The organism is Comamonas sp. JUb58, from assembly GCF_004364775.1.
GTDB lineage: Bacteria > Pseudomonadota > Gammaproteobacteria > Burkholderiales > Burkholderiaceae_C > Comamonas.
Map to the genome: position 1 here is coordinate 83,781 of NZ_SOAL01000016.1, position 23,617 is coordinate 107,397.

Annotated in this window: 18 protein-coding genes; 6 read left to right on the forward strand and 12 right to left on the reverse strand. The window is 63.7% G+C overall.

Annotation, left to right across the window (positions count from 1 at the left end):
- Positions 1–7: 7 nt before the first annotated feature.
- Positions 8–589: an XRE family transcriptional regulator gene (locus tag EDF71_RS17505; RefSeq protein ID WP_133857841.1), complete on the reverse strand. Its 582-nt coding sequence runs from the start codon at positions 587–589 to the stop codon at positions 8–10.
- A gap of 66 nt (positions 590–655) precedes the next feature.
- Between EDF71_RS17505 and EDF71_RS17510 the strand changes: the two genes are divergently transcribed.
- Complete coding sequence (locus tag EDF71_RS17510; RefSeq protein WP_133857842.1) at positions 656–2,089, forward strand: L-lactate permease; 1,434 nt, start codon at positions 656–658, stop codon at positions 2,087–2,089.
- On the opposite strand, the gene EDF71_RS17515 is transcribed toward EDF71_RS17510, so the two are convergent.
- The 5 genes from EDF71_RS17515 to rtcR form a co-directional block, all read right to left on the reverse strand.
- Positions 2,064–2,765 carry a 3'-5' exonuclease gene (locus EDF71_RS17515; RefSeq protein WP_133857843.1) on the reverse strand — a complete coding sequence of 234 codons (702 nt, stop codon included), beginning with the start codon at positions 2,763–2,765 and terminating at the stop codon, positions 2,064–2,066. The two genes, EDF71_RS17510 and EDF71_RS17515, sit on opposite strands and share 26 nt — an antisense overlap.
- A 30-nt stretch (positions 2,766–2,795) precedes the next feature.
- A complete protein-coding gene (kynU, locus tag EDF71_RS17520) occupies positions 2,796–4,112 on the reverse strand; it encodes a kynureninase (protein ID WP_133857844.1) in 1,317 nt (438 codons plus the stop codon).
- A gap of 72 nt (positions 4,113–4,184) precedes the next feature.
- Positions 4,185–4,862, reverse strand: a complete 678-nt coding sequence (gene kynB, locus EDF71_RS17525; protein ID WP_133857845.1) for an arylformamidase — start codon at positions 4,860–4,862, stop codon at positions 4,185–4,187.
- Positions 4,863–4,876: 14 nt separating this feature from the next.
- Complete coding sequence (locus EDF71_RS17530) at positions 4,877–6,244, reverse strand: amino acid permease (RefSeq protein WP_133857846.1); 1,368 nt, start codon at positions 6,242–6,244, stop codon at positions 4,877–4,879.
- Positions 6,245–7,091: 847 nt separating this feature from the next.
- Complete coding sequence (rtcR, locus tag EDF71_RS17535) at positions 7,092–8,708, reverse strand: RNA repair transcriptional activator RtcR (protein WP_133857847.1); 1,617 nt, start codon at positions 8,706–8,708, stop codon at positions 7,092–7,094.
- Between the two features lie 264 nt (positions 8,709–8,972).
- Between rtcR and EDF71_RS17540 the strand changes: the two genes are divergently transcribed.
- The 4 genes from EDF71_RS17540 (at position 8,973) to rtcA (ending at position 14,334) form a co-directional block, all read left to right on the forward strand.
- Positions 8,973–10,550 carry a TROVE domain-containing protein gene (locus EDF71_RS17540; protein WP_133857848.1) on the forward strand — a complete coding sequence of 526 codons (1,578 nt, stop codon included), beginning with the start codon at positions 8,973–8,975 and terminating at the stop codon, positions 10,548–10,550.
- Positions 10,551–11,291: 741 nt separating this feature from the next.
- A complete protein-coding gene (locus EDF71_RS17545) occupies positions 11,292–12,512 on the forward strand; it encodes an RtcB family protein (RefSeq protein ID WP_133857849.1) in 1,221 nt (406 codons plus the stop codon).
- 43 nt (positions 12,513–12,555) lie between these two features.
- Positions 12,556–13,212: a zinc-ribbon domain containing protein gene (locus EDF71_RS17550; RefSeq protein ID WP_133857850.1), complete on the forward strand. Its 657-nt coding sequence runs from the start codon at positions 12,556–12,558 to the stop codon at positions 13,210–13,212.
- 51 nt (positions 13,213–13,263) lie between these two features.
- Positions 13,264–14,334: an RNA 3'-terminal phosphate cyclase gene (gene rtcA / locus EDF71_RS17555; protein ID WP_133857851.1), complete on the forward strand. Its 1,071-nt coding sequence runs from the start codon at positions 13,264–13,266 to the stop codon at positions 14,332–14,334.
- A gap of 29 nt (positions 14,335–14,363) precedes the next feature.
- On the opposite strand, the gene EDF71_RS17560 is transcribed toward rtcA, so the two are convergent.
- The 6 genes from EDF71_RS17560 to EDF71_RS17585 all read right to left on the reverse strand — a co-directional run bounded on the left by EDF71_RS17560 (position 14,364) and on the right by EDF71_RS17585 (position 21,255).
- On the reverse strand, positions 14,364–14,684 hold the full coding sequence (locus EDF71_RS17560) for a YkgJ family cysteine cluster protein (RefSeq protein WP_133857852.1): 321 nt from the start codon (positions 14,682–14,684) through the stop codon (positions 14,364–14,366).
- A 114-nt stretch (positions 14,685–14,798) separates the two neighbouring features.
- Complete coding sequence (gene proX / locus EDF71_RS17565; RefSeq protein ID WP_133857853.1) at positions 14,799–15,812, reverse strand: glycine betaine/L-proline ABC transporter substrate-binding protein ProX; 1,014 nt, start codon at positions 15,810–15,812, stop codon at positions 14,799–14,801.
- 230 nt (positions 15,813–16,042) lie between these two features.
- Positions 16,043–17,050 (reverse strand): glycine betaine/L-proline ABC transporter substrate-binding protein ProX, encoded by a 1,008-nt coding sequence (proX, locus tag EDF71_RS17570; RefSeq protein ID WP_133857890.1) that lies wholly within the window; start codon positions 17,048–17,050, stop codon positions 16,043–16,045.
- Between the two features lie 163 nt (positions 17,051–17,213).
- Positions 17,214–18,506 (reverse strand): glycine betaine/L-proline ABC transporter permease ProW, encoded by a 1,293-nt coding sequence (proW, locus tag EDF71_RS17575; RefSeq protein WP_208301078.1) that lies wholly within the window; start codon positions 18,504–18,506, stop codon positions 17,214–17,216.
- A complete protein-coding gene (proV, locus tag EDF71_RS17580) occupies positions 18,503–19,807 on the reverse strand; it encodes a glycine betaine/L-proline ABC transporter ATP-binding protein ProV (protein ID WP_133857854.1) in 1,305 nt (434 codons plus the stop codon). Before proV ends, proW begins: the two co-directional genes overlap by 4 nt.
- An 845-nt stretch (positions 19,808–20,652) precedes the next feature.
- Entirely contained in the window at positions 20,653–21,255 is a 603-nt protein-coding gene (locus tag EDF71_RS17585) for a TIGR00645 family protein (protein ID WP_133857855.1), read from the reverse strand.
- A gap of 339 nt (positions 21,256–21,594) precedes the next feature.
- Between EDF71_RS17585 and acs the strand changes: the two genes are divergently transcribed.
- Positions 21,595–23,595 carry an acetate--CoA ligase gene (gene acs, locus EDF71_RS17590; protein ID WP_133857856.1) on the forward strand — a complete coding sequence of 667 codons (2,001 nt, stop codon included), beginning with the start codon at positions 21,595–21,597 and terminating at the stop codon, positions 23,593–23,595.
- Positions 23,596–23,617 lie beyond the last annotated feature (22 nt).

Sequence of the window (23,617 nt, forward strand, 5' to 3'; positions counted from 1 at the left end):
TGGGGTATTAGCCGCCGTGCGCAGGCGCTGCCACCAGCAGGATGAAATGGGCCACGCCCCGGCCTTCGTTGGCAAAGTGGTGCTCGGTGTCCATCGCCAGCTGGGCGCTGTCGCCCGCCTGCAGCAGCACCGAATCAGTACCGGTGAAGACGCGCAGACTGCCGGTCTCGACATAGAAGACCTCGCGCGTGCCCGGGCGGTGCGGCGCAAAGTGGCTGGAGGCCTGGCCGGGCGGCACGGCATAGTGCAGCAGCTCCAGCCCCGGCATCGGGTGGGCCAGGGCCAGGCGCACGATGCCAGTGTCCTCATGCACAAAGCGCGCATGCTCGCCCGCGCGGGTGATCTGCGCGGGCGCAGGGCTTTGCACCAGCTCGCTCAGCTCGCAGCCCAGGCCGCGCGCAATGGCCATGGCGTTGCGCAGGCTGACGCTGAGCAGGCCCCGCTCCACCCTGGACAGCGCCCCCGAGGTGACGCCGCTGGCCTGGGCCAATTGGTCCAGGGTGATGGCCAGCTGCGCGCGGCGGGCGCGCACGGCCAGGCCGAACTGCAGGTCGGAATCGGTGCTGGGTGGGGAATTTTCAGTCGACATGGATTGACTATATTTCGTGTAGGAAATATTATTTGCTTATATGCAATTTCAACAAGAGCTCTCCCAATGTACCTGTTCTTGAGTGCGTCACCGGTCCTGGCTGTCATCGCGGGGCTGCTGCTGGGGCTGCGTTCGCTGTATGCGGCGCTGATCGGTGTGGTGCTGGCGCTGGCCGGCTGTCTGCTGGCTTTTCCGCTCAGTGGGCCCGCGGCGCTGCAGGCCGTGGCCAGCTGGATGCCCGTGCTGGTCGAGGTGCTGCTGATCGTAGGCGGCGGCCTGCTGCTGTCCGAAGTGCTGCGCGCTGCCGGTGCACAAAAGGCCCTGGCGCAATGGGTGATGGGCCGCACCGGCGAAGGCGTGGGCGCCGTGTTGCTGGTGGTGCATGGCGTCACGCCCTTTGCCGAATCGCTGACCGGCTTTGGCATTGGCATCACCATCGGCATTCCGCTGCTGGCACACAGCGGTTTGCCGGCACGCAAGGTCGCGCTGATTGGGCTGCTGGGCCTGTGTGCCGTGCCCTGGGGCTCCATGGGCCCGGGCACCTTGATTGCGGCCACGATGGCCGGGCTCGGCTTTGATGCGCTGGGCGTGGCCTCGGCGGCGGTGAGTGTGATCCCGATGGTGGTTGTCGGTGTGGTGGCAGCGGGGCTGGCCAGTGCGCCGGGCCGGCGTGTGGGGGCCATGCTGCAGGGTGCCCTGTCGGGCCTGGTGCTGGCGCTGGCCATTGGGCTGAGCAATGCGCTGGCAGGCACCTCGGCCGCTGGTGCGCTGGGCGCCTTGCTGATGACCGTGCTCTGGCTCTGGCTGGGCCGGCGGGGTGCGGCTGCCTCTGCGGGCCAGGCTGCTGCGCCGCTCGGCCCCCTGGGTTGGCGCGCGCTGGCCGCCTATGGCTTGTTGCTGCTGGGCGTGTTGGTGGCGGGTGCCGTGCTGCGGGCCTTGCAAGGCGCAGGCGCCTGGCATTTGCTGGCATCACCAGCCTTGTGGCTGTTTGTGGCGGCGGCCTGGTTTGCAGGTGGCCTGCCGGCGGCCAGCAGCCTGCAGCGGGTGTGGCAGTCCTGGCGCCAGGTGGCGCCGGTCACGGGCTTGTTCATCGTGCTGGGGGTGGTGATGGCCGTGTCGGGCATGGCGGCGCAGCTGGCCCATGCCTTGGCGCAGGGCGGCAGCGCCTATGTGTTTGCCGCGCCTTTTGTGGGGGCCTTGGGTGGTTTTGTGACCGGCTCCAACACGGGCGCCAATGCCATGTTTGCGGCCACCCAGGCCGAGATTGCGCAGGCCCTGGGCGTGGCCGTGCTGCCCTTTATGGCGGTCCACAATGTCAGCGCGGCGCTGTTGCTGATGGCATCGCCCGGCAAGGTGGAGATGGCCTGCCAGCTGGTGCCCGGGGCGGCGCAGGCCGAGCGCGCCTGGGTGCAGTCCAAGGTGCTGCTGGTCACCGGGCTGGCGGTGCTGCTGATGGCGGCGCTGAATGTGCTGCTCAGCGCGGTGCTGCGGCAGCCTTAGGCGCCAAGCTGTGGGCCAGCTCGGGCAGCTGCGGCTGGGTTTGGCGTGCCGAGGTGTTGCTGAGCCAGCGGCCCAGGTGCTTGCGCTGGCAGACCTGCAGCTCGCTCAGCAGTGCATGGCTGGGGTCGGGGATATGCCAGCGGCTGCGCAGATCGGCCTGCATGCGCAGCAGCAGGTGGGCGGTCATCTCGGCATCGGCCAGTGCCCGGTGGGCCTTGTCGGCCGGCGGCAGTTGCAGGTGGCGCACGATCTTGCCCAGCGAGTGGCTGGGCGCCTCGGGGTAGAGGCGGCGCGACAGCAAGACCGTGCAGGCAAACAGGCTACCGACAGGCGCTGCGGCGGGGCTGGCCGCGCAGCCTGCGCGTTCCAGCTCGTCCAGCCAGAACTTGCTGTCGAACGATGCATTGTGTGCCACCAGCGGCGCCGTGCCGACAAAGTCCGCTGCCTCGCGCATCACCTGCTCTGAGGGCGCTGCCGCCTGCAGCATCGCGGTGGTGATGCCGGTGAGCTGGGTGATGAAGCTGGGCATGCGCTGGCCGGCATTCATCAGGTTCTGGTAGCGGTCCACAATGCGGCCGTTCTCGACCATGACAATGCCGACCTCGGCCGCCCGCGCGCCATGCGCCGGGCTCATGCCGGTGGTTTCAAAGTCGAGAATGGCGATGCGTTCGGACATGGCGGGCCGGGTGCTGGGCGTACTGTGCAATCAGGTCACCGCGTTGATGCGGTTGAACTCGGGCTTCTGCCATTCGCCCGATTCCAGCACCTGGCGCAGGTGCTCGACCGCATTCCACACGTCTTCAAAACGGGTGTAGAGGGGGGTGAAGCCAAAGCGCAGAATGTCCTTGTGCGGGCCGTTGCCGCCGTCGCCCTTGCGGAAGTCGCCAATGACGCCACGGGCGATCAGCGCCTGCACGATGGCATAGGCGCCGCTGCCCTGGCCGTCCACACCCGCGCCGTCGTCGCGGGTCAGGCAGACCTGGGAGCCGCGCGCAAAGATGTCGCGTGGCGTGGCCAGGCCCAGGCCGTAGCCGGCGCAGCGCGTCTCCACCAGCTCGATGAAGAGGTCGGTCAGCGCGATGGACTTGCGGCGCAGCGCCGTCATGCCGCCGTATTTCTCGGCTTCGCTGAAGATGTCCAGGCCGCACTGCAGGGCCGACAGCGCAATCATCGGCTGGGTGCCGCACATGTAGCGGCGGATGCCGGGCGCAGGCTGGTAGTCGCTGTTGAAAGCAAACTGCTCAGCATGGCCAAACCAGCCCGAGAGCGGCTGCCAGAACTTGTCGGTATGGCGCGCATGCACCCAGACAAAGGCCGGGGCGCCGGGGCCGCCGTTGAGGTACTTGTAGCTGCAACCCACGGCATAGTCGGCGTTGGCGGCATTCAGGTCCACCGGCACGGCGCCGGCGGCATGGGCCAGGTCCCAGACGGTCAGCACGCCCTGCGCATGCGCATCGCGCGTGACCTGGGTCATGTCGTGCATATGGCCGGTGCGGTAGTTCACGTGGCTCAGCAGCAGCACGGCCACGTCGGTGGTCAGGCAGGCGGGCAGCTCTTCGGGCTCGATCAGCACCAGCTCCAGGTTGTGCTGCTTGCACAGCGATTCGGCGATGTACAGATCGGTGGGGAAGTTGCTGCGCTCGCTGATGACCTTGGTGCGCGGTGCCGGGTCGGAGAACTCTTGCTGCGACAGGCGAATGGCTGCGCTCAGCACCTTGTAGAGGTTGACCGAGGTGGTGTCGGTGAACACGACTTCGCCGGGCTTGGCGCCAATCCAGGGCGCAAACTGGTCGCCCAGACGCTGGGGCAGGTCGATCCAGCCGGCATCGTTCCAGCTGCGGATGAGGCCCTGGCCCCATTCACGCTGCACCACATCGGCCACGCGCGCCGCGGTGGCCTTGGGCAGCGGGCCCAGCGAGTTGCCGTCCAGGTAGATCACGCCTTCGGGCAGGTCGAACAGGTGGCGCAGCGATGCCAGCGGCTCATGCTGGTCAACGTCGCGGCAGGCTTCCAAGGTGGTCATGGCTAGGTCTCTTTGTCAATGGTGGCGGGCAGGCGCTGGTGTGCCAGGCGCCCGCCGCAGGGGATGAGGGGTTCAGGCGGTGGCCTGATTGTAGGTGCCGGGCAGGGCGCGCAGCACGGCGCGCACCGGCGATGCATCGGCCTGCACAAGCTTGAGCGGCAGCGCGATCAGTTCGTAATCGCCTTCGGGCACGGCGTCCAGCACCAGGTTCTCCAGCACGCGCATGTCGTGGCGGCGAATGGTCTGGTGGCTGGGCAGGGCCTTGCTGTCGGCCGGGTCGATACTGGCGGTGTCAATGCCGATCAGGCGCACGCCCAGCGCCGCCAGGCGCTCCACGGTCTCGGCCGCATAGCCGGTCAGGCCGGCATCCCACTGGGTTTGCGGCATCTGCTGGTAGGTGCGCACCAGCACGCGCTCGGGCAGGTCGCCGCTGATCGCGTGTTCGATGTGCTGCCACTCGATCAGCGGGCCGCAGCCGATCGCATGGACCACGCGGCAGCGGCCCAGGTAGGGCGCCAGGTCAACCTGGCCGATGGTGGCGCCATCGGGCGCATAGTGCAGCGGCGCATCGGCATGGGCGCCGGCATGCGGGGTGCTGGTGATGCTGGCCACATTGACCGGGCAACCCGGCCCGATGCTGGCCACCCATTGCTGCTGGTAGGGCGTGTCGCCGGGGAACACCGGCATGCCGACATAGACGGGCGGCGAGATGTCCCAAAGGCTTGGCGCAGAGTGAGGCGTGTTTGGCATAGCTATGCAATGTATCAGCGCTTGCGGTACCAGATCAGGTAGACGGCGGTCATCACCAGCAGCATGGGCACGCCGATCAGGGTGGTCATGTGGAACACATCGGTGAAATAGGTGGTGATGATCACGGCCAGCATCAGCACGGCGCCCAGCAGGGTCAGCACCGGAAAGCCCCACATGCGGAACTGCAGGCGTTCACCCGGATGCTCGCGCTGCCAGCGGCGGCGGAAGAAGAGGTGGGTGACAAACACCATGAACCAGGCAAACATGGCGCCGAACATCGAGATCGACATCATCAAGGTGAGCGACTCCTCGGGCTTGAGCACATTGAGCACCATGGCCACGGCCATGCCCAGGCAGGAAATGGCAATCGCGCCCATCGGCACGCCCCGGCTGTTGACCTTGCCCAGCGCTGCTGGCGCATAGCCGCCGCGCGAGAGGCTGAACATCATGCGCGAGGTGACATAGAGCTGCGCATTCATCGCCGAGAGGCTGGCGACCAGCACCACAAAATTGAGCACGCTGGCTGCGCCGGGGATGCCGACGATCTCCATCACCTTGACGAAGGGGCTCTTGTCGGTGCTGGCATGGCTCCAGGGTACGATGGCCAGCATCAAGGCCAGCGACAGCAGGTAGAACAGCACCAGGCGCAGCACCGTGGTCTTAAACGCCGAGGTGACCGCCTGGCGCGGGTTCTGCGCCTCACCAGCGGCAATCGCGATCGACTCCAGGCTGAGGTAGCTGAAGATGGCGACGATCACCCCCACCCAGGTGCCCCACCAGCCATTGGGGAAAAAGCCCCGGTCGGCGGTGTAGTTGGAGAACCCTACACCCTCGGGCCGCGAACCGAACACCACATAGGCGCCGATCAGGATAAAGGCAACGATGGCCACGACCTTGATCATCGAGAACACATACTCCATCTGCCCAAAGGCCTTGACGCTGGTGGCATTGACGGCAGCCAGAATGACCGAGAACAGCGCCACCCAGACCCATTGCTCCACCTCGGGGAACCAGTACTTCATGTACTTGCCGACGGCGGTAACCTCCATCCCCACCGCCAGTACCACGGCCGCCCAGTAGGCATAGCGCACCACAAAGCCGGCGAGCGGGCTGAGGTAGTGCTCGGCATAGGCGCCGAATGATCCGCTGGTGGGATGCGCGACGGTCATCTCGGCCAGGCAGCCCATCAGCAGCAAACCAATGAGCGCGCCGATGGCGTAGCTGATGAGCACGCTGGGCCCGGCGAAGCCGATGGCAAATGCGCTGCCCATGAAGAGGCCGGTGCCGATAGCGCCGCCGATGGCGATCATCGTCATTTGGGCTGCAGTGAGTTGCTGCAGCAGCCCGCTTTCGCGGCGGGCAATGGATTCAAAAGGGGACACGGGTGATTTTGCCTGTTATGCCTGTGGTGGCGCTGGGGTGGCTTTGGTTGCTGCCTCTGCGCGCGAGAAGGTGAGGATTTTAGGATTTGTGGGAAATCCATGTTGTCTGGTTTTTGTTGCTGTGCGATTTGGCCTTATCTTGTTGCTTGCTTGCTTGCTTAGCTAGCAGCTGCTGGCCGGGTCTCGCCCCGGCGGGCGAGGTACTTTTCTTGCGCGGCCAAGAAAAGTACCCAAAAGAAGGCCGACCCTACTGACTGCGTCCCTTCGCTTCGCTGCGGGCAACCTGTGGTGCGCGGGCATGGGCTGCACCGCGAAACTCACTACGCGCCAGGGCGCTCCGTTCAAACAGACGCGGTGAGTCAGTTCACGAAGCAGTTGCACTCTGCGGTGCAACTGCCCAGCCCATACCCTGTGCTCCTCGGCGCATTCAGAAGGGGTGGTGCGCAGACGCAGGCCATCGCTGCGCTCGGCATTCAAACAGGCCGAGCGCAGCGATGGCCTACTGGTATTTGGCTGTTGTTTGCATCCCCCCTTTTGCATGCGCCTGGGGCGTGGTGTTTGTGGGGTGGCGCTGGCACCGTAGAGTGCCAGCGCTTCGTCAACTAGCTTGCCGCGTCTGTTCGAACGGAGCGCGCAGCGCGTAGTGAGTTTCGCGGCACACCCCACAAACGCCACGACACAGGTTGCCCTTCGCAACGCGAAGGGCCGCAAGCAGCAGGGGCGACCTTCTTTTGGGTACTTTTCTTGGTCGCCAAGAAAAGTACCTCGCCCGCCGGGCGAAATCCGGCCAGCAGAAATCAACCAAACAGCAGTCGCTAAAAAGTATCAATAAAGCAGAGCATCCACCTCAACGAGCAGAACAAACCAAATCCCAACTCAACCCAAACTTCTGCAAATACTTGCGCAACCGATCCGCATCATTCACCACCGCCCGCTGCGCCCGCGAAGCCTGAAACAACTGCCTCCCCGCCTCCGACAAACTGCTAGAAGCACGACACACCCGCACCACCGACGCCAACTGCATCCGGTCAAACAAATCCATCGCCTCAATGGCATCACCAGGCAACAAGGCCTCCAACGCCACGTCAGCAGAACCATCGACAGACGAAGCCACAGCCTCCGGCCGCTGCCACAACCACTGCAGCCGACCAATCTCCGCCTCCACCTGGCCCTCGGTGATGCGACCACTGGTCGACAAGGTCGCCAGCCGCGTCACGCTCGCATGCAGATCGCGGAAATTGCCGCTCCACAGGGCTTGCGGGCTCTGGGCGAACTGCAGGTAGCGCTTGCGCGCCTCGGCGTTGAAGCGCTCGGTGCGGTGGGTTTGCTGGGCGTGTTGCACCAGCAGGTGGTCGATGTTGGGCTCGATGTCTTCGCTGCGCTGGGCCAGGCCTGGCAGGTTGTAGGTCCAGAGGTTGATGCGGGCGAACAGGTCTTCGCGGAAGCGGCCGGCGCTGACCTCCAGGCGCAGGTCGCGGTTGGTGCCGGCTATCAGCTGGAAGTCGCTGCTCACCTCCTTGTCCGAGCCCATGGGGTAGAAGCGCTTTTCCTCGATGGCCATCAGCAGCATGGCCTGCTCGTCGGCGCCCAGCTCACCGATTTCGTCGAGAAAGAGCAGGCCCTGGTCGGCGGTGCGCAGCAGGCCGGCGCGCTCGGTGGCGGCGCCGGTGAACGCCCCTTTCTTGTGGCCGAACAAGGTGCTGGCGGCGCTGTCGCCGCGCAGGGTGGCGCAGTTCACCTCGACAAAAGCGCCGCTGATCTGGTGGCGGGCCTTTTTCAGCTCGTACATGCGGCGCGCCAGAAAGGACTTGCCCGCGCCCGTCGGGCCCACCAGCAGCATGGGTGCCTGGGAGCGGCCTGCCACTTGCTCTATCTCGGCGATCAATTGATTGAAGCGCGGGTTGCGGGTGGGGATATGGCTTTTGAGAAAGGCCACCGCATCCTGCTGGGCCTGGGCATGGCGGGTGGCCAGCGCGTCATAGCGCGACAGGTCCAGGTCGATCAGCGCATAGTTGCCCGCTGCGCCATCGATCTGCCGCTTGGGCGGTGAGGCCTGCAGGATCACGCCGGGTATCGCGCGCGATTCCGCCAGCAGGAACAGGCAGATCTGCGCCACATGGGTGCCCGTGGTGATGTTGAGCCAGTACTGGGCCTGGTCGCTGTCGAAGGGGTAGCTGCTGGTCCAGTCGTAGAGCGCGCCGTAGACCTCTTCAAAGTCCCAGGGGTCGCGGATCGGCAGCTCCACCAGGTGGACTTCGGTCTCGGGGCTGACCGTGGCAATGTCCTTTTGCACCAGCCGGGCCAGGTCCACATGCGAGCGCGTGTAGAGCAGCTCCATGCGGGCCACCACCATGTCTTCATGCTGGGTGACTGCGACAGAGGGCCGCCATTTGCTCCAGCGGCCCGCGCCGCGCCCGCTGTCGAGCTGGGTGCCGAGAAAACCGATGACGGTGATAGGTTTCATGCGAGTGCAATCTTGAAGACGATTCCATATTCTAAATAGCATAGCTAAAAAGATAAAAATAACGAGACGATGTCCAAATGGAAATTGGCGGTGGAATGAAAATTTATATTTAAATCAATAATTTATTTGTGGGTGAGTGCTGGATATAAAAGTTGGCACGCTTTTGGCAATAAACCTAACAAGCGCCACGTGGCGTGTGTTGGGGAAAGCAGAGCAGGGTCTCTGCTTTCCCGAGGCGTTGAATGAACAAGAAAGAAGAACACCATGGTCAACCTGCAACTGTTTCGAAGCTACAAGGGCGCCCAGCTGGCAACGGCGGATACCACCAACCAATCGGGTGTGGCGGCCTATGCATTGGGCCCGCAGCACCAGCTGGCGCAAATGGCGCTGACCGGCTGCCTGAGCCAGACTTTTTATGCCAGCCCGCAGGACCAGCTCTCGCAACTGATAGAGGTGCTGGCCACGGTGGATGCGCCCTTTATTGCGAAGACGGCCATCTATGCCCGTGAGCGTGGCTATATGAAGGACATGCCTGCCACCTTGGCGGCGGTGCTGGCCGTGCGGGATGTGGAGCTGCTGGCGCAGATCTTTCCCCGTGTGGTGGACAACGGCAAGATGCTGCGCAACTTTGTGCAGATCCTGCGCAGCGGAGTGCTGGGGCGCAAGTCGCTCGGCACCCGGCCCAAGAAGCTGGTGCAGCAGTGGTTGCTGACGGCGACGGAAAAGCAGCTGCTCAACGCCGCCATCGGTAGCCAGCCTTCGCTCGCCGATGTGCTGAAGATGGTGCACCCCAAGCCCCAGGAGGCATGGCGCGCCGCCTGGTTTGCCTGGCTGATTGGCAAGTCGTATGACGAAGCCAGCCTGCCACCCATCACCTTGGCGTTCGAGCGCTTCAAGCGTGCGGTGGCCCAGGGCCAGATGCCCGAGCAGGTGCCGGAGGTGCCGTTCCAGATGCTGACCGCGCTGGGCCTGGGTGCGCAGCAATGGGCGCAGATTGCGAGCCAGGGTTCGTGGCAGATGCTGCGGCAGAACCTGAACACCTTGGCGCGCCATGGTGTGTTCGAACTGCCCGGGATGGCTGAGCGCGTGGCCGCCAAGCTGCAGGATGCGGCAGCCGTGGCCAAGGCCCGTGCCATGCCTTACCAGCTGCTGTCGGCCTACCAGGCTGCGGGCCAGCAGGTGCCGGCTGCCGTGGCAGAGGCGCTGCAGGATGCGATGGAGCTGGCAACGGCCAACGTGCCGCAATTTGCGGGCCGGGTCGCCGTCTGCCCTGATGTCTCTGGTTCCATGCACTCGTCGGTGACGGGTTACCGGGCCGGTGCCACCAGCGCGGTGCGCTGCATCGATGTGGCTGGCCTGATGGCGGCTGCCGTGCTGCGCAAGAACCGTGAGGCGCGGGTGCTGCCCTTTGAGTGCAAGGTGGTGCCGATGTCGCTCAACGGCCGTGATTCGGTGATGACCAATGCCAGCCGCCTGGCGGCTGTGGGCGGAGGCGGTACAAACTGCAGTGCGCCGCTCAAGCTGCTGGCCGACGAGAAGGCAGCGGTGGACCTGGTGATCCTGGTCTCGGACAACGAGTCCTGGGTGGATGGCAAGCGCGTGGGTGCGACGGAGACGATGCAGCAATGGGCGCGCGTCAAGCAACGCAACCCCGCTGCCAAGCTGGTGTGTATTGACATCCAGCCCTATGCGACGACGCAGGCGCAGGAGCGTGCCGATATCCTGAATATCGGAGGTTTCAGCGATGCGGTATTTGATGTGGTGGCCCGTTTTGCCGAAGGCAAGCTGGGCGCCGAACATTGGGTGGGCGAGATCGAGCAGATCGTGTTGTCTGCCCAGTGAGCTGTGTTTTATCTGCTGTTGGCGAATGCCGGTGTGACTACATTCCAAAACTGTTGCGTCACACCACCTTCTGGTCGCCAACGGTGGATATCGACAATGAATAAGGTTTAAAAAGTTTGGGTGGCCTGCGGCGAATGCCGGTGAAATTACAGCCTATAGAGCAACTAACACGGCCCAGCAAACCGCAGGTTTGCGGTTGAGACTAGGCGTCAAGCCGCAGGCAGTACAAGCGTACGACAAGGCTTGGCAACGACGTATCAAGGGTTGTGTTAGTGGCTCGTAACGCTCGAGGGAGCAGGTTCGAGTCCTGCCGGCGCTAGTCGTAGCTCATGGGTAGAGCGCGAAAACATTTCACCTTTTTAGTCGCTGCAGGTTACCCATCTGTATGAGATTTTTGGTTTGCGCGAATGCTGGCAGGACTACATCCGGAACGCCGGGGGTTCGAATCCTCAGCCGGGAAACCGGTGTGGCAGTTGTCTTGCCGACCCTGGTCGCGCTTTTGTTTGGATAGTGTTTTTGGGAAGGTTTGCATCGCTGGCTGCGAATGCCGGTGGAACTACATCCGAATCCGGAGGTGCGGGTTGGAATCCCGCCAGGCCTGCAAGGGCCTGTAGCTCAGTGCCAGAGCGCCGGAAGTGTTTCACCAAACCCTGGTCGCAGCCCAGAGGTGCTCACCGTGTACCGCCCTACAAAGTCATCGCTGTCATACAGCGGTGTGAAGATAAAGAAGAGAGGTAAGAGATGTCGCAATACAACGAAATGCAAGTGCCTAACGGCGTCCCCGTGAAGATGTGGACCAATGGTGTGCCGGTCGAGGCCGAAGCGCAGAACCAGCTGGCCAATATCTCGCGCCTGCCGGTGGTGTTCAAGCACGTGGCGGTGATGCCTGATGTGCACTTGGGGATCGGTGCCACCATCGGCTCGGTGGTGCCTACGCTGAAGGCCATCATCCCGGCCGCGGTGGGGGTGGACCTGGGTTGCGGAATGATGGCCTGCAAGACCACGTTGACGGCCAGCGATCTGCCCGACAACCTGGCGCCGATCCGCGCTGCGATCGAGCGGGCTGTGCCGGTCGGTATGACGCCCAAGCGTTATGGCCGCGACAAGGGAAGCTGGGAGACGCCGCCCGAGGAAACCGATGCCGCCTGGACGGTGCTGGTGAAGGAGTTCGAGGAGATCTGCGAAGCGCACCCGCGCATCAAGAACACCAACAACTACAAGCACCTGGGAACCCTGGGTACTGGTAACCACTTCATCGAAGTCTGCCTGGACGAGAACCAGGCGGTGTGGATCATGCTGCACTCGGGCTCGCGCGGGGTGGGGAATGCCATTGGCACCCACTTCATCGAGCTGGCCAAGAAGGATGCCGAGCTGCACCAGCGCAACCTGCCCGATAAGGACCTGGCCTATTTTGAAGAAGGCGCTGCCTACTTTGGGGACTATGTCAAAGCGGTGGGTTGGGCGCAGAAGTTTGCGCGTGCCAACCGCGAGGTGATGATGGTCCGCGTGATCCATGCGCTGAAAAAGGTGATCACCAAACCGTTCGAGACGCACCTGGAAGCGGTGAACTGCCACCACAACTATGTGCAACGCGAGACGCACTTTGGCCAGGAGGTGTTTGTGACCCGCAAGGGCGCGGTGAGCGCACGCCAGGGTGAGCTGGGCATCATCCCGGGAAGCATGGGGGCCAAGAGCTTTATCGTGCGCGGTAAAGGCAACCCCGAAAGCTTCAACAGCTGCAGCCACGGTGCCGGTCGCACGATGAGCCGGACCAAGGCCAAGAAGCTGTTCACCGTCGAGGACCAGAAGCGCGCCACCGAAGGGGTGGAATGCCGCAAGGACGCCGAGGTGATCGACGAGATCCCGATGGCTTACAAGGACATCGACGCGGTGATGGCGGCGCAGAGTGACCTGGTGGAGGTGGTGTACACGCTCAAGCAGGTGGTGTGTGTGAAGGGGTAGAGAAGGGGGCGGCCATGGGGCCGCCACCCTGAGGAGAAGGGTGATGAAGAGCAATAAGCAACGCAAGACAGAGATCAAGCAGCGCCGTTGGGCCCGTATGGAGCAGCAGCGCACGGTGGCCCTGCTGCCGGCCATGCCGCATGCAGCCTTGGCTGCAGATACGCAGCTGCTGGCCCTGATCCATGGGCAATCTTTTTGCCATGTCGATTACTACGTGGATATCAGCTACAGCTGTTGTGATTGCGGTGCCGCCTGTGTCTGGACCGCCCAAGACCAGAAGTGGTGGTGCGAGCAACTGCAAGGCAACCTGTATGCCGGTGCCAGCCGCTGCAAGGACTGCCGTGCCCGGCACCGCGCCTGGCGCCAAAGCCATTGCGATGCGGCCGAGATGGCGGCTTTGCGTGCGCTGTGGCGTGACCGCCCCGATGCGTCGGCACGTGCCCGTGTGAATGCAGCCTTGCAGGCCAAGGCCCCGGATCTGCGTTGCCTGGCAGCGCAGGCCCTCGCCTGGTGGTGGGTGCAGTTTGGCGATCAGCCCGCGCATGCGCAGCTGGAAGCGCTGAGCCTGGAGCGCAGCTGGGCACCGCGCATCGACCGCATCCTGCGGCACGAGCTGGAGCTGCGCCCCGGTGTGCATCGCGTCTGCCGGGTAGTAAGCTATCCGCGCGTCACGATGGGTGCTGCGCTGCCCGGCCACTGAGCCCATCCAATTGAATCAGAAGAAGAACACAGAGTGAGGGAAACGATTCCAATGCAACGCACAAGCCAATCGATAGAAAAGGGCCTGGTCGAGATCGACGGCTCGCAAGGCGAGGGCGGCGGCCAGATTCTGCGCACGGCGCTGGCGCTGTCGGTCATTACGCAAAGGCCGCTGGCGATGCACAGCATCCGGGCCAAGCGCTCCAAGCCAGGGCTGATGCGCCAGCACCTGGCCTGTGTGCAGGCGGCGCAGACCATCAGCGATGCACAGCTGTCGCCCATCGGCGCGGGCGTGACGGAGCTGCAGTTTGCGCCGGCGACGCTCAAGGCCGGGGACTACCGCTTCCCGATTTCCGGCGCGGGCAGCGCGATGCTGGTGCTGCAGACGGTGCTGCCGGCGCTGCTGATGGCCGATGCTGCCAGCACAGTGCAGCTGTCGGGCGGCACGCACAACCCGCTGGCGCCCAACTTCCATTTCATCGAGCGCGCCTATGCGCCCTTAGTAGCACGCATGGGTGCGGGGCTGGATATGCGGCTGCGCCGCTATGGCTTTTACCCGGCGGGGGGTGGCGAGGCGCTGGCCTGCATCAGCCCAGCAGCGCAAGGGCTGCAGCCTTTTGACCTGCTGGCGCGCGGCATGCTGCAGGATGTGTCGGTGGAAGCGGTCTGCGCGGCCGTGCCGCGTGGCGTGGCCATGCGCGAGTTTGATGAGCTGGCGCGGCTGACCGGCTGGGACCGGCGCGCGATGGAGCTGCTGCCGGTGAGCCAGCAGGAAGGCCCGGGCAACCTGCTGCAGGCCACCTTGCGCTATGACCATGTCACAGAGCTGTTCTGGGGCCTGGGCGCGCATGGGGTGTCGTCCGAAGCGGTGGCGCGCAAGCTCTGCCAGGATCTGCGCGATTACCAGAAAAAGCCCGATGCCGCTGTCTGCGCCTACCTGGCCGACCAGCTCTTGCTGCTGCAGGCGCTGGCCGTGTGGCAAAGCGGCCAGCCCGCAGCCTTCAGCTGCAGCGAGGCCACCGAGCACCTGCACAGCAATATGGCGGTGATTGCGCAGTTCCTGCCGCTGCGCATGTCGATCGAGACCGCCAGTGCGCCAGTGGTGCGCATCGCCCCGCTGTAGCGAGGCGCGTAATGGCGTTGACGGGCTGGCTAGTACAGCCCGCCTTCCAGCGCCTGCATGCCATGGCGCAGGCGGGCCTTGTTGCAGGCCTCGCTGCCAGCGGCAAACTCCCGGCAGGGCGAGGGGCGCCATTCATAAATGCCGCAGGCGGCTTGCTGGCCAATGGTGCCGGTCAAGGCCGCGCAGCGCGGGCGGGCATAGTCGGTGCCGCGCATGCGGCAGGTGGAGTCGTTGACCTCTTCGGCCAGGCCCGAGGGCACGCGGCCGCCGTTGCTGTCGCATTCATGGACTGAAAAATCAACGCGAAAGCTGGCGCAGCAGGCGCCGCAACTGAGGCAGGGGTGGGTCATCGGGCGTGGGGGCGTGGGCGTTGTTTGGCCGGTATTGTAGTTTTGCGCCGCAGAAAGCCACAAAAAAGCCCGCTGGGTCAGCGGGCTCGGTGTGCGGTGTAGCAGGCGCCAGGCTTACTTGGCAGCCAGCGCTTGCTTGATCCAGCCATCAAACTTGGCCTGGTGGTTCTTGATCCAGGCGTCGGCATGGCGCTGGATGTCGGCAGTCTTGTTTTCGCCATTGCGCATCAGCAGGTTCTGCGCGGTGATGTCCTCGATGGGCACCTGCATCAGCGCAAACAGCTTGGCGGCAGCCGGGTTGGCATCGGTCCACTTCTTGTTGGCCAAGATGTACTGGTTGTTCACCTTGAAGCCATAGTTCTTGCCATTGGGCAGGCGGGTGTCGTCATCGCCCTTGGCGTTGGGGATGTTGGGCACCTGCAGCCAGACGACATCCTGGCCGGGCTTGAGCACGCCGTTGACCCAGTAGGGGGTCCAGACATAGTAGAGCACGGGCTTGCCGGATTGGTAGCGGGCAATGGTGTCGGCAATCAGCGCCGCATAGTTGCCCTGGCGGTGGGTCACTGTGCCTTCCAGGCCCAGGCCCTTGATGTGCTTGTTGATCGCCAGCTCGCAGCCCCAGCCGGGGTTGCAACCGGTCAGATCGGCCTTGCCGTCGCCATCGGTGTCAAACAGCTTGGCGATCTTGGGATCCTTGAGCTGCATGATGTCGGTGATCTTGTACTTCTCGGCCGTTTTCTTGTCGATCAGGTAGCCCTGGGCGGCATTGGTCGAGAACATGCCTTCGCGGTAGAAGACCTTGGCGCCGCCGTTGCGCTCATAAAACTCCTGGTGCAGCGGAATCCAGTGGTTGGCCATGAAGGTGGCATCACCCTGGCCAACAACAACGTGCTCGGTGCCGTTCTCCAGGCCCTTGGGGTCTTTGACGGTGTAGCCGAGCTTTTCCAGCGCACGCGACACGATCAGGGTCTGGAACAGCTCTTCATCGACGGTGCCCAGCAGGGGCAGCACATCCTTGCCCTTGCCGGGCAGGTCTTGCGCCTGGGCGACGGGGCCCCAGGCCATCAGTGAGATGGCGGCGGCGCAGGCCAGGTGGATGGGGCGATTGAGGCGGTTTTTATAGGTCATGGTCTTCTCCTTGGATTGAAACGCGATGCGCAAGGCGCGCACCGAGAGGGAACATGGGCAGCCCGGGGGCAAGACGGCGCCAGGCCCGGCCGGTGGTGCCGGGTGGCTGGTGTGCAGCTTGCGGGGGCTTGGTGCTGGGCAGCGCTGGCGCTGCAGCGGTGGGCAGGGCGGCATGCCCTGGGGGAGGCACCGGCCCGGCAAGAAGCTGCCGGGCGATCGGTGCTGCAGACTTACTGGGCCTTGGCGGCGTCCAGCGCCGTCTTGACCCAGCCGTCAAATTCGGCCTGGTGGGCCTTGATCCAGCCGTCGGCATGGCGCTCGATATCGGCAGGCTTGTTCTGGCCTTCCTTCATCGCCAGGTTCTGGGCGTTGATGTCGGAGACCGGCAGCTTCATGATCGCAAACAGCTTGGCGGCCGCGGGGTTGGCCTCGGCAAACTTCTTGTTGGCGACGATCTTCTGGGTGTTGAGCGGGAAGCCATAGTTCTTGCCATTGGGCAGGGCGGTCTTCAGATCGGCCTGGTTGCCGGGCAGTGCGGTGAACGGCACCTGCAGCCAGACGACATCACGGCCGGGGCGCAGCTCGGCGCTGACCCAGTAGGGCGTCCAGGTGTAGTACAGGATGGGCTTGCCGGACTTGTAGCGCGCAATCGTGTCGGCCATCAGCGCGGCATAGGTGCCTTGCACATGGGTGACGGTATCGCGCAGGTGGTATGCGGTCAGCTGGTGCTCGATCGCGCCTTCGCAACCCCAGCCGGGGGTGCAGCCGGTCAGGTCGGCCTTGCCGTCGCCATCGGTGTCAAACAGCTTGGCAATCTTCGGGTCTTTGAGCTGCTCGATATTGGTGATCTTGTGCTCGTCGGCTGTCTTCTTGTCGATCAGATAGCCCTGAACGGCGCTGGTCGAGTACTCGCCTTCGCGGTAGAGCTTGTCGGCGCCGCCGGCGTTCTTGTAGAAGTCGGCCTGCAGCGGATCCCAGTGGTCGGCCATGTAGGTGGCGTCGCCGTTGCCAATCGCCACGTGGGCGGTGGCGTATTCCACCTCGCGGATGGGCTGGACGTCATAGCCCAGCTTTTGCATGGCCTTGTTGACCAGCAGGGTCTGGAAGGTTTCTTCGGCGATCGAGCTTTGCAGTGGCTGGACCTTGATGCCCTTGCCAGGCAGATCCTGGGCCATCGCATGGCCGGCGGCAGCCAGGCCAGCGGCCAGCACGCTGGTGGCCAGCAGGCTTTTGACCATGCGGGTCGGGGCGGCGAAGGCCTGCCAGGAATGGGGGGTGAATGTCATGGATGCTCCTTGTTATGGGTTCGGCGCAGGCGCAGTGCGCGCCGCCGATCAATGTGCAAATGGGGGCCAAGCGGGCAGGCAGGGCAGCCAGCGTTGGCGGCTGCCCTGGCGGGGCTTAGGCGGCAGGCACGGCGTCCTGCGTGGCGGGCTTTTGGGCCTGCTTTTGTGCCTGGGCTTGGGCCTGTGGCAGCGGCTGTGCCAGGGGCTTGGGCGCAGGGCTGGCTTCAGGCTTGTGCAGGGCGCGGGCGATGATGCCGGCCGGGCCGGTTTGCCACCAGTGGCGCACGCCACGGCGGGGCTGGCCCATGGCCTGGGTGATGCGGTCCAGCAAAATGGCCAGCAGCACAATGCCCAGGCCGCCGACGGTGGCCAGGCCCATGTCCAGGCGGCCAATACCGCGCAGCACCATCTGGCCCAGACCGCCCACGGCGATCATCGAGGCGATCACCACCATCGACAGCGACAGCATCAGCGACTGGTTGATACCGGCCATGATCGAGGGCATGGACAGCGGCAGCTGCACCTTCCACAGCAATTGCAGAGGCGAGGCGCCATAGGCGCGGCTGGCTTCGATCAGGTCAGGGCGCACCTGGCGGATACCCAGGTTGGTCAGGCGCACCAGCGGTGGCAGCGCAAACACAATGGTCACCACCACGCCAGGCACATTGCCAATACCGAACAGCATCACCACCGGCACCAGGTAGACGAAGGCCGGGGTGGTCTGCATGGCATCGAGCACCGGGCGGAAGAACTTCTGCGCGCGGTCGCTGCTCGCCAGCAGAATGCCCAGTGGCAGGCCGATGATGATGCAGAAGGCCAGCGAGGTCAGCACCAGCGACAGGGTGACCATGGCCTCATGCCAGATACCCAGCATGCCGATGATCAGCAGCGACACCACGGCCCCAATGGCCAGGGCGCCGCCGGCAAATTGCCAGGCGATCAGCGCCAGAATGGCCACCATCGCGAGCATGGGGATGGCGGTCAGGAAATGCTCCACGCCCGTGAGCGTGCCGTCAATCGGCGCGCGCACGGTCTGGAAGAAGGGGCGGAAATTGGCGACGACCCAGGTCAGGCCGCTGTTGATCCAGTCCTGCACCGGCAGGCTGCCATCCCAGAGCTGGCTCAGGTGGAAACCGCTGTCGTGCGCGACTTGCGCATGCTGCGCTGCAGCCTGGGCGGCATCGGCGGTCTGGCCTACGGCGTCGGGGCCGCCGAGCCAGTCGGTATTGCCCGAGACATTGCCAACGGCCTGCCAGGGGTCATCGCTGACGGTAGCGGGTGCCGGGGTGCTGGCTATGTCGGTGCCGGTCCAGGCGGTGGCCGCGCTGGAACTGGTCGATGCGGTATCGGCCCAAGGGTCGGCAGCGGCAGTGTTCTGGGCGATGGTCATCGTGTTGTCGGTACTCATGCGGCACTCCTGTTGTCGTTGTTGTCGATATTGGCGGCTTCAGCGGCAGCGGCCTCGGTGGCCGCTTGCATGGCGATCACGGCGGGGTCGGTGGGCGGCACGGGCGGCGTGTCGCGGTCCAGGAAGCGCAGCAAGGTGTTCTTGCTGATGGCGCCGACAAAGCGGCCATCGGCGCGCAGCACCGGCAGCGGGCAGGGTGCTTGCGCCACCTGGCCAAACAGATCGGCCACCAGCGCGTCTTCGGCAATCGGCTCGACCTTGTCCAGGTAGGCATGCTGCAGACCCAGCGGGCCGACATGGCCCTTCAAGGCATTGCGCAAGGACTCGGTCGAGACGGTGCCCAGGTACTGCTTGCGGGGCGAGACCACATAGGCAAAATCCCGGTCCTCGTCCTGCAGCAGCTGCATCGCGGCACGGGCGCCGCGCTGGTCGCTTTCCTTGACGATGGTGATACCACGGCGGGCGATATCGGCGGCCTTGAACACCGCTGCCGCATCCACGCCCTGGATAAAGGCGCGCACATACTCGTTGGCGGGGTTGCGCAGAATGTCATCGGGTGTGCCGACCTGCTGGACCATGCCATCCTTCATGATGGCGATGCGGTCGCCAATGCGCATGGCTTCGTCCAGGTCATGCGAGATGAAGACGATGGTGCGGCGCTTGATTTCCTGCAGGCGCATCAGCTCGGACTGCATTTCGGTGCGGATGATGGGGTCGAGTGCCGAGAAGGCCTCGTCCATCAGCAGGATCGAGGGGTCAGACGCCAGCGCACGGGCCAGGCCCACACGCTGCTGCATGCCGCCCGACAGCTCATCGGGGTAGCTCGCACCCCAGCCGGCCAGGCCCACTTGCTCCAGCGCTTGCTCGGCGGCGGTGAGGCGCTCTTCGCAGCCCACGCCGGCCAGCTCCAGGCCAAAGGCGGTGTTCTCGACCACGGTGAGGTGGGGCATCAGCGCGAAGGACTGGAACACCATCGAGATGTCCTTGCGGCGCAGCGCGCGCAGCTTGCTGTCCGACAGCTGGTTGATGTCCTGGCCATCGACGACGATGGCGCCGCTGGTGGGCTCGATCAGGCGATTGAGCATGCGCACCAGGGTGGATTTGCCCGAGCCCGACAGGCCCATGACGACAAAGATTTCACCGGCTTCGATGGTGAAGTTGGCGTCAAACACGCCGATGGAGTTGCCGGTCTTCTCCATGACTTCTTGTTTGGTGGCGCCTTTGCGCACCAGTTCCAGTGCGGCTTTGGGGGAATCTCCGAACACCTTGAAGACGTTCTCGATACGGATTTGTTTGGCCATGCGTGGCTCCTCCCTAAGTTGTAGTGGCTACAACGCTGAAGACGCCCACAAAGGGGCGTCGTCCAGCACGGGACCGTCAATCTCTCAACCCTGATGCCGATAGCTGCGCCTGGCGGTCAAAGCGACCGCCATGGCAAGCCCTCGTGGGCAGGACACACAATGTGACCAACAATTTCTGCCTGTACCGGGCATGCATGCCAGAAGCGAAGGGCTCAAGGGTCGAGCCAGGTACAGGGTCTCTCGTGCGCATTGAAACCCGATCGTTTCAATCACGCGAGCGCGGCGGACACTGTAAAAAGGCCACCACGCCGGGGCATCAGGGCCGGGAATATTCCGGCCTGTTGACGGACTTTGGCGTGGCGCCAAAGACCCGACGGAGACGATCCGCACCTGTCAGAAAGGCACGGATTACCTGCGTTGCAGGTTGTAAAACATTCCTTAAGTATACGTATTGGAAATATAGAAGTCAAAAAAAGCGGGTTTCATCCGGGCGAATTTGGCCTTGCAAACGCCGATTTGCAGCATCTGATTTCTGCGATGCTACTTTTTTAATAGCAACAAAAAACCAAATATGGTCGGATCAAGCGGTCGGGGTTCTGAAGTGTTAAAACACATTTAGTTTCAATTTCTCGCCAAACCTCTCCGCAAAAGACCCTAATTTTGGCAATTGCGTACCGATCACGTTGCTTGTGCTGTGAATGCTGTCTTTTAATGGTAAATAACTACCGATATCCGAAACCATGCGGCTGCCGTGTAGGAATATTTCGCCAATCCGGATCGCCCAAGCGCCCATGAAAAAGCCCCGCAGGGGCGGGGCTGGTGTGATGCGCGCAGCGGCTGCTGGATCAGTGGCTGTCCTTGTGGCCAGGGCCGGCGGGGTGCAGGATGCGGTCGGTCCAGGCAATGGCCAGAGCCGACAGCAGGAAGACCACATGGATGATGGTCTGCCACATCAGCACCTTCTCACTGTAATTGGGTGCATTGATAAAGGTCTTGAGCAGGTGAATGGAACTGATGCCGATGATGGACAGGCCCAGCTTGACCTTGAGCACCGAGGCATTCACATGGCCCAGCCATTCGGGCTGGTCGGGGTGGCGGTTGAGGTGCATGCGGCTGACAAAGGTCTCGTAGCCGCCCACGATCACCATGATCAGCAGGTTGGAGATCATCACCACATCGATGAGGCCCAGCACCACCAGCATGATGATGGTCTCGTTGAGGGCGGTGATCTGGACATCGGGCGAATAGCCCACCGAGGTGACGAGGATGCGCAGCGCGGTATCGCTGCCAAAGGCAGCTTCAACCAGGTGCAGCAGCTCAACCAGGAAATGCCAGACATACACCAGCTGGGCAACGATCAGCCCCAGGTAGAGCGGCAACTGCAGCCAGCGGCTGGCAAAAATCAGCGCCGGCAAGGGGCGCAAGGGAGCATTTTGAGGCAGAGACATGATGGAGGAGGAAGTGGAGAAGGCGCTGCTGGACTGCGATGTATTTGGAGTTTTTCGTTGTGCCGGCCAAAGGTGAGTGGTTGCGGTGCCAGCCTGCCTGCGTGCTGGCTCACCCCGGCGGACATGCAGCCAAAAGAGCGACGCGGATTGTAGCCAGCCACCTGCGTCTTGCGTGTGGCGATTGCCAAAATTCGTCACCTCGATAGGGTGGTTGATTTTGGCTATGGATCTGCCGCTGGCGGAAGCCCGCCACGCATGCGGCTGTCAGATGCATGTAAGTGCGCCGGTCCACAGTAGCAGCGATTTTCATACCTACAATGTTTGCAAAGGAGACAACCCATGACAGCCCCAGCCCAAGGAACGATTGAATCCGTTCTGGTCGAAAACCGCGTTTTCCCCCCACCCGCCAGCCTGTCTGCCAGCGCCCGTGTCGGCAGCATGGAGGCCTACCAGGCGCTGTGCGCCGAGGCCGAGTCCGACTTTGAAGGCTTCTGGGCCAAGCGTGCCCGCGAGCATGTGCAGTGGACCAAGCCTTTCACCGAAGTGCTGGACCAGAGCCAGCCACCGTTCTTCAAGTGGTTCCAGGATGGCGAGCTGAACGTCAGCGCCAACTGCCTGGACAAGCACATCGGCACGCCGGTGGAGAACAAGACGGCGATCATCTTTGAAGCCGATGATGGCCAGGTCAGCAAGATCAAGTACCGCGAGCTGCTCGACAAGGTCAGCGCCTTTGCCAATGCGCTCAAGGCCCAGGGCGTGCAAAAGGGCGACCGGGTGCTGATCTATATGCCGATGACCGTGGAAGGCATTGTGGCGATGCAGGCCTGCGCGCGCATTGGTGCCACCCATTCGGTGGTGTTCGGCGGCTTCTCGGCCAAGGCGGTCAATGAGCGCGTCATCGACGCCGGTGCGGTGCTGATCATCACCGCCAACTACCAGATGCGCGGCGGCAAGGAGCTGCCTCTGAAGGCGATTGTGGATGACGCGCTGGCCATGGGTGGCTGCGACACCGTCAAGAAAGTACTGGTGTTTGAGCGTACTGCCACGGCCTGGAACAAGGTGGAAGGCCGGGATGTGAGCTTTGGCGAGGCACTGGCCGGCCAGAGCAAGGAATGCGCGCCGGTGCCGGTGAATGCCGAACACCCGCTCTTCATTCTGTACACCAGCGGCTCCACCGGCAAACCCAAGGGCGTGCAGCATGCCAGCGGCGGCTATGTGCTCTGGGCCAAGATGACGATGGAGTGGACCTTCGACCTGCAGCCCAGCGACGTGTTCTGGTGCACGGCCGATATCGGCTGGATCACCGGCCACACCTATATCGCCTATGGCCCGCTGGCCGCTGGCGCGACCCAGGTGGTCTTTGAAGGCGTGCCCACCTTCCCCAATGCCGGCCGCTTCTGGCAGATGATCGAGCGCCATGGCGTCTCCATCTTCTACACCGCGCCCACGGCCATCCGCTCCTTGATCAAGGCGGCTGACTCGGACGACAAGGTGCATCCGCGCAACTGGAACCTGAGCAGCCTGCGCATTCTGGGTTCGGTGGGGGAGCCCATCAACCCCGAAGCCTGGATGTGGTACTACCGGAACATCGGCGGCGAGCGCTGCCCGATTGTCGATACCTTCTGGCAAACGGAAAACGGCGGCCATGTGATCACGCCGCTGCCCGGCGCCACGCCGCTGGTGCCCGGCTCTTGCACCCTGCCGCTGCCGGGCATCATGGCCCAGATTGTTGACGAGACCGGCAAGGAACTGCCCAACGGCACCGGCGGCATCCTCGTGATCAGCAAGCCCTGGCCCTCGATGATCCGCACGATCTGGAACGACCCCGAGCGCTTCAAGAAGGCCTATTTCCCCGAGGAAATGGGCGGCAGCATCTACCTGGCGGGCGATGGCGCGGTGCGCGATGCCAAGACCGGCTACTTCCGTATCACCGGCCGCATTGACGATGTGCTCAACGTCTCGGGCCACCGCATGGGCACGATGGAGATCGAATCGGCGCTGGTGTCCAAAACCGACCTGGTGGCCGAGGCCGCTGTGGTGGGTCGGCCCGATGACATGACCGGCGAGGCGATCTGCGCCTTCGTCGTGCTCAAGCGCTCACGCCCCACCGGTGACGAAGCCAAACAGATTGCCAAGGAGCTGCGCGACTGGGTGGCCAAGGAAATCGGCCCCATCGCCAAGCCCAAGGACATCCGTTTTGGCGACAACCTGCCCAAGACGCGCTCGGGCAAGATCATGCGCCGCCTGCTGCGCTCGATTGCCAAGGGTGAGGCGATCACGCAGGACACCTCCACCTTGGAGAACCCGGCGATCCTCGACCAGCTGTCCGATACGCACTGATCGGCAAATGTCAACAAATGGC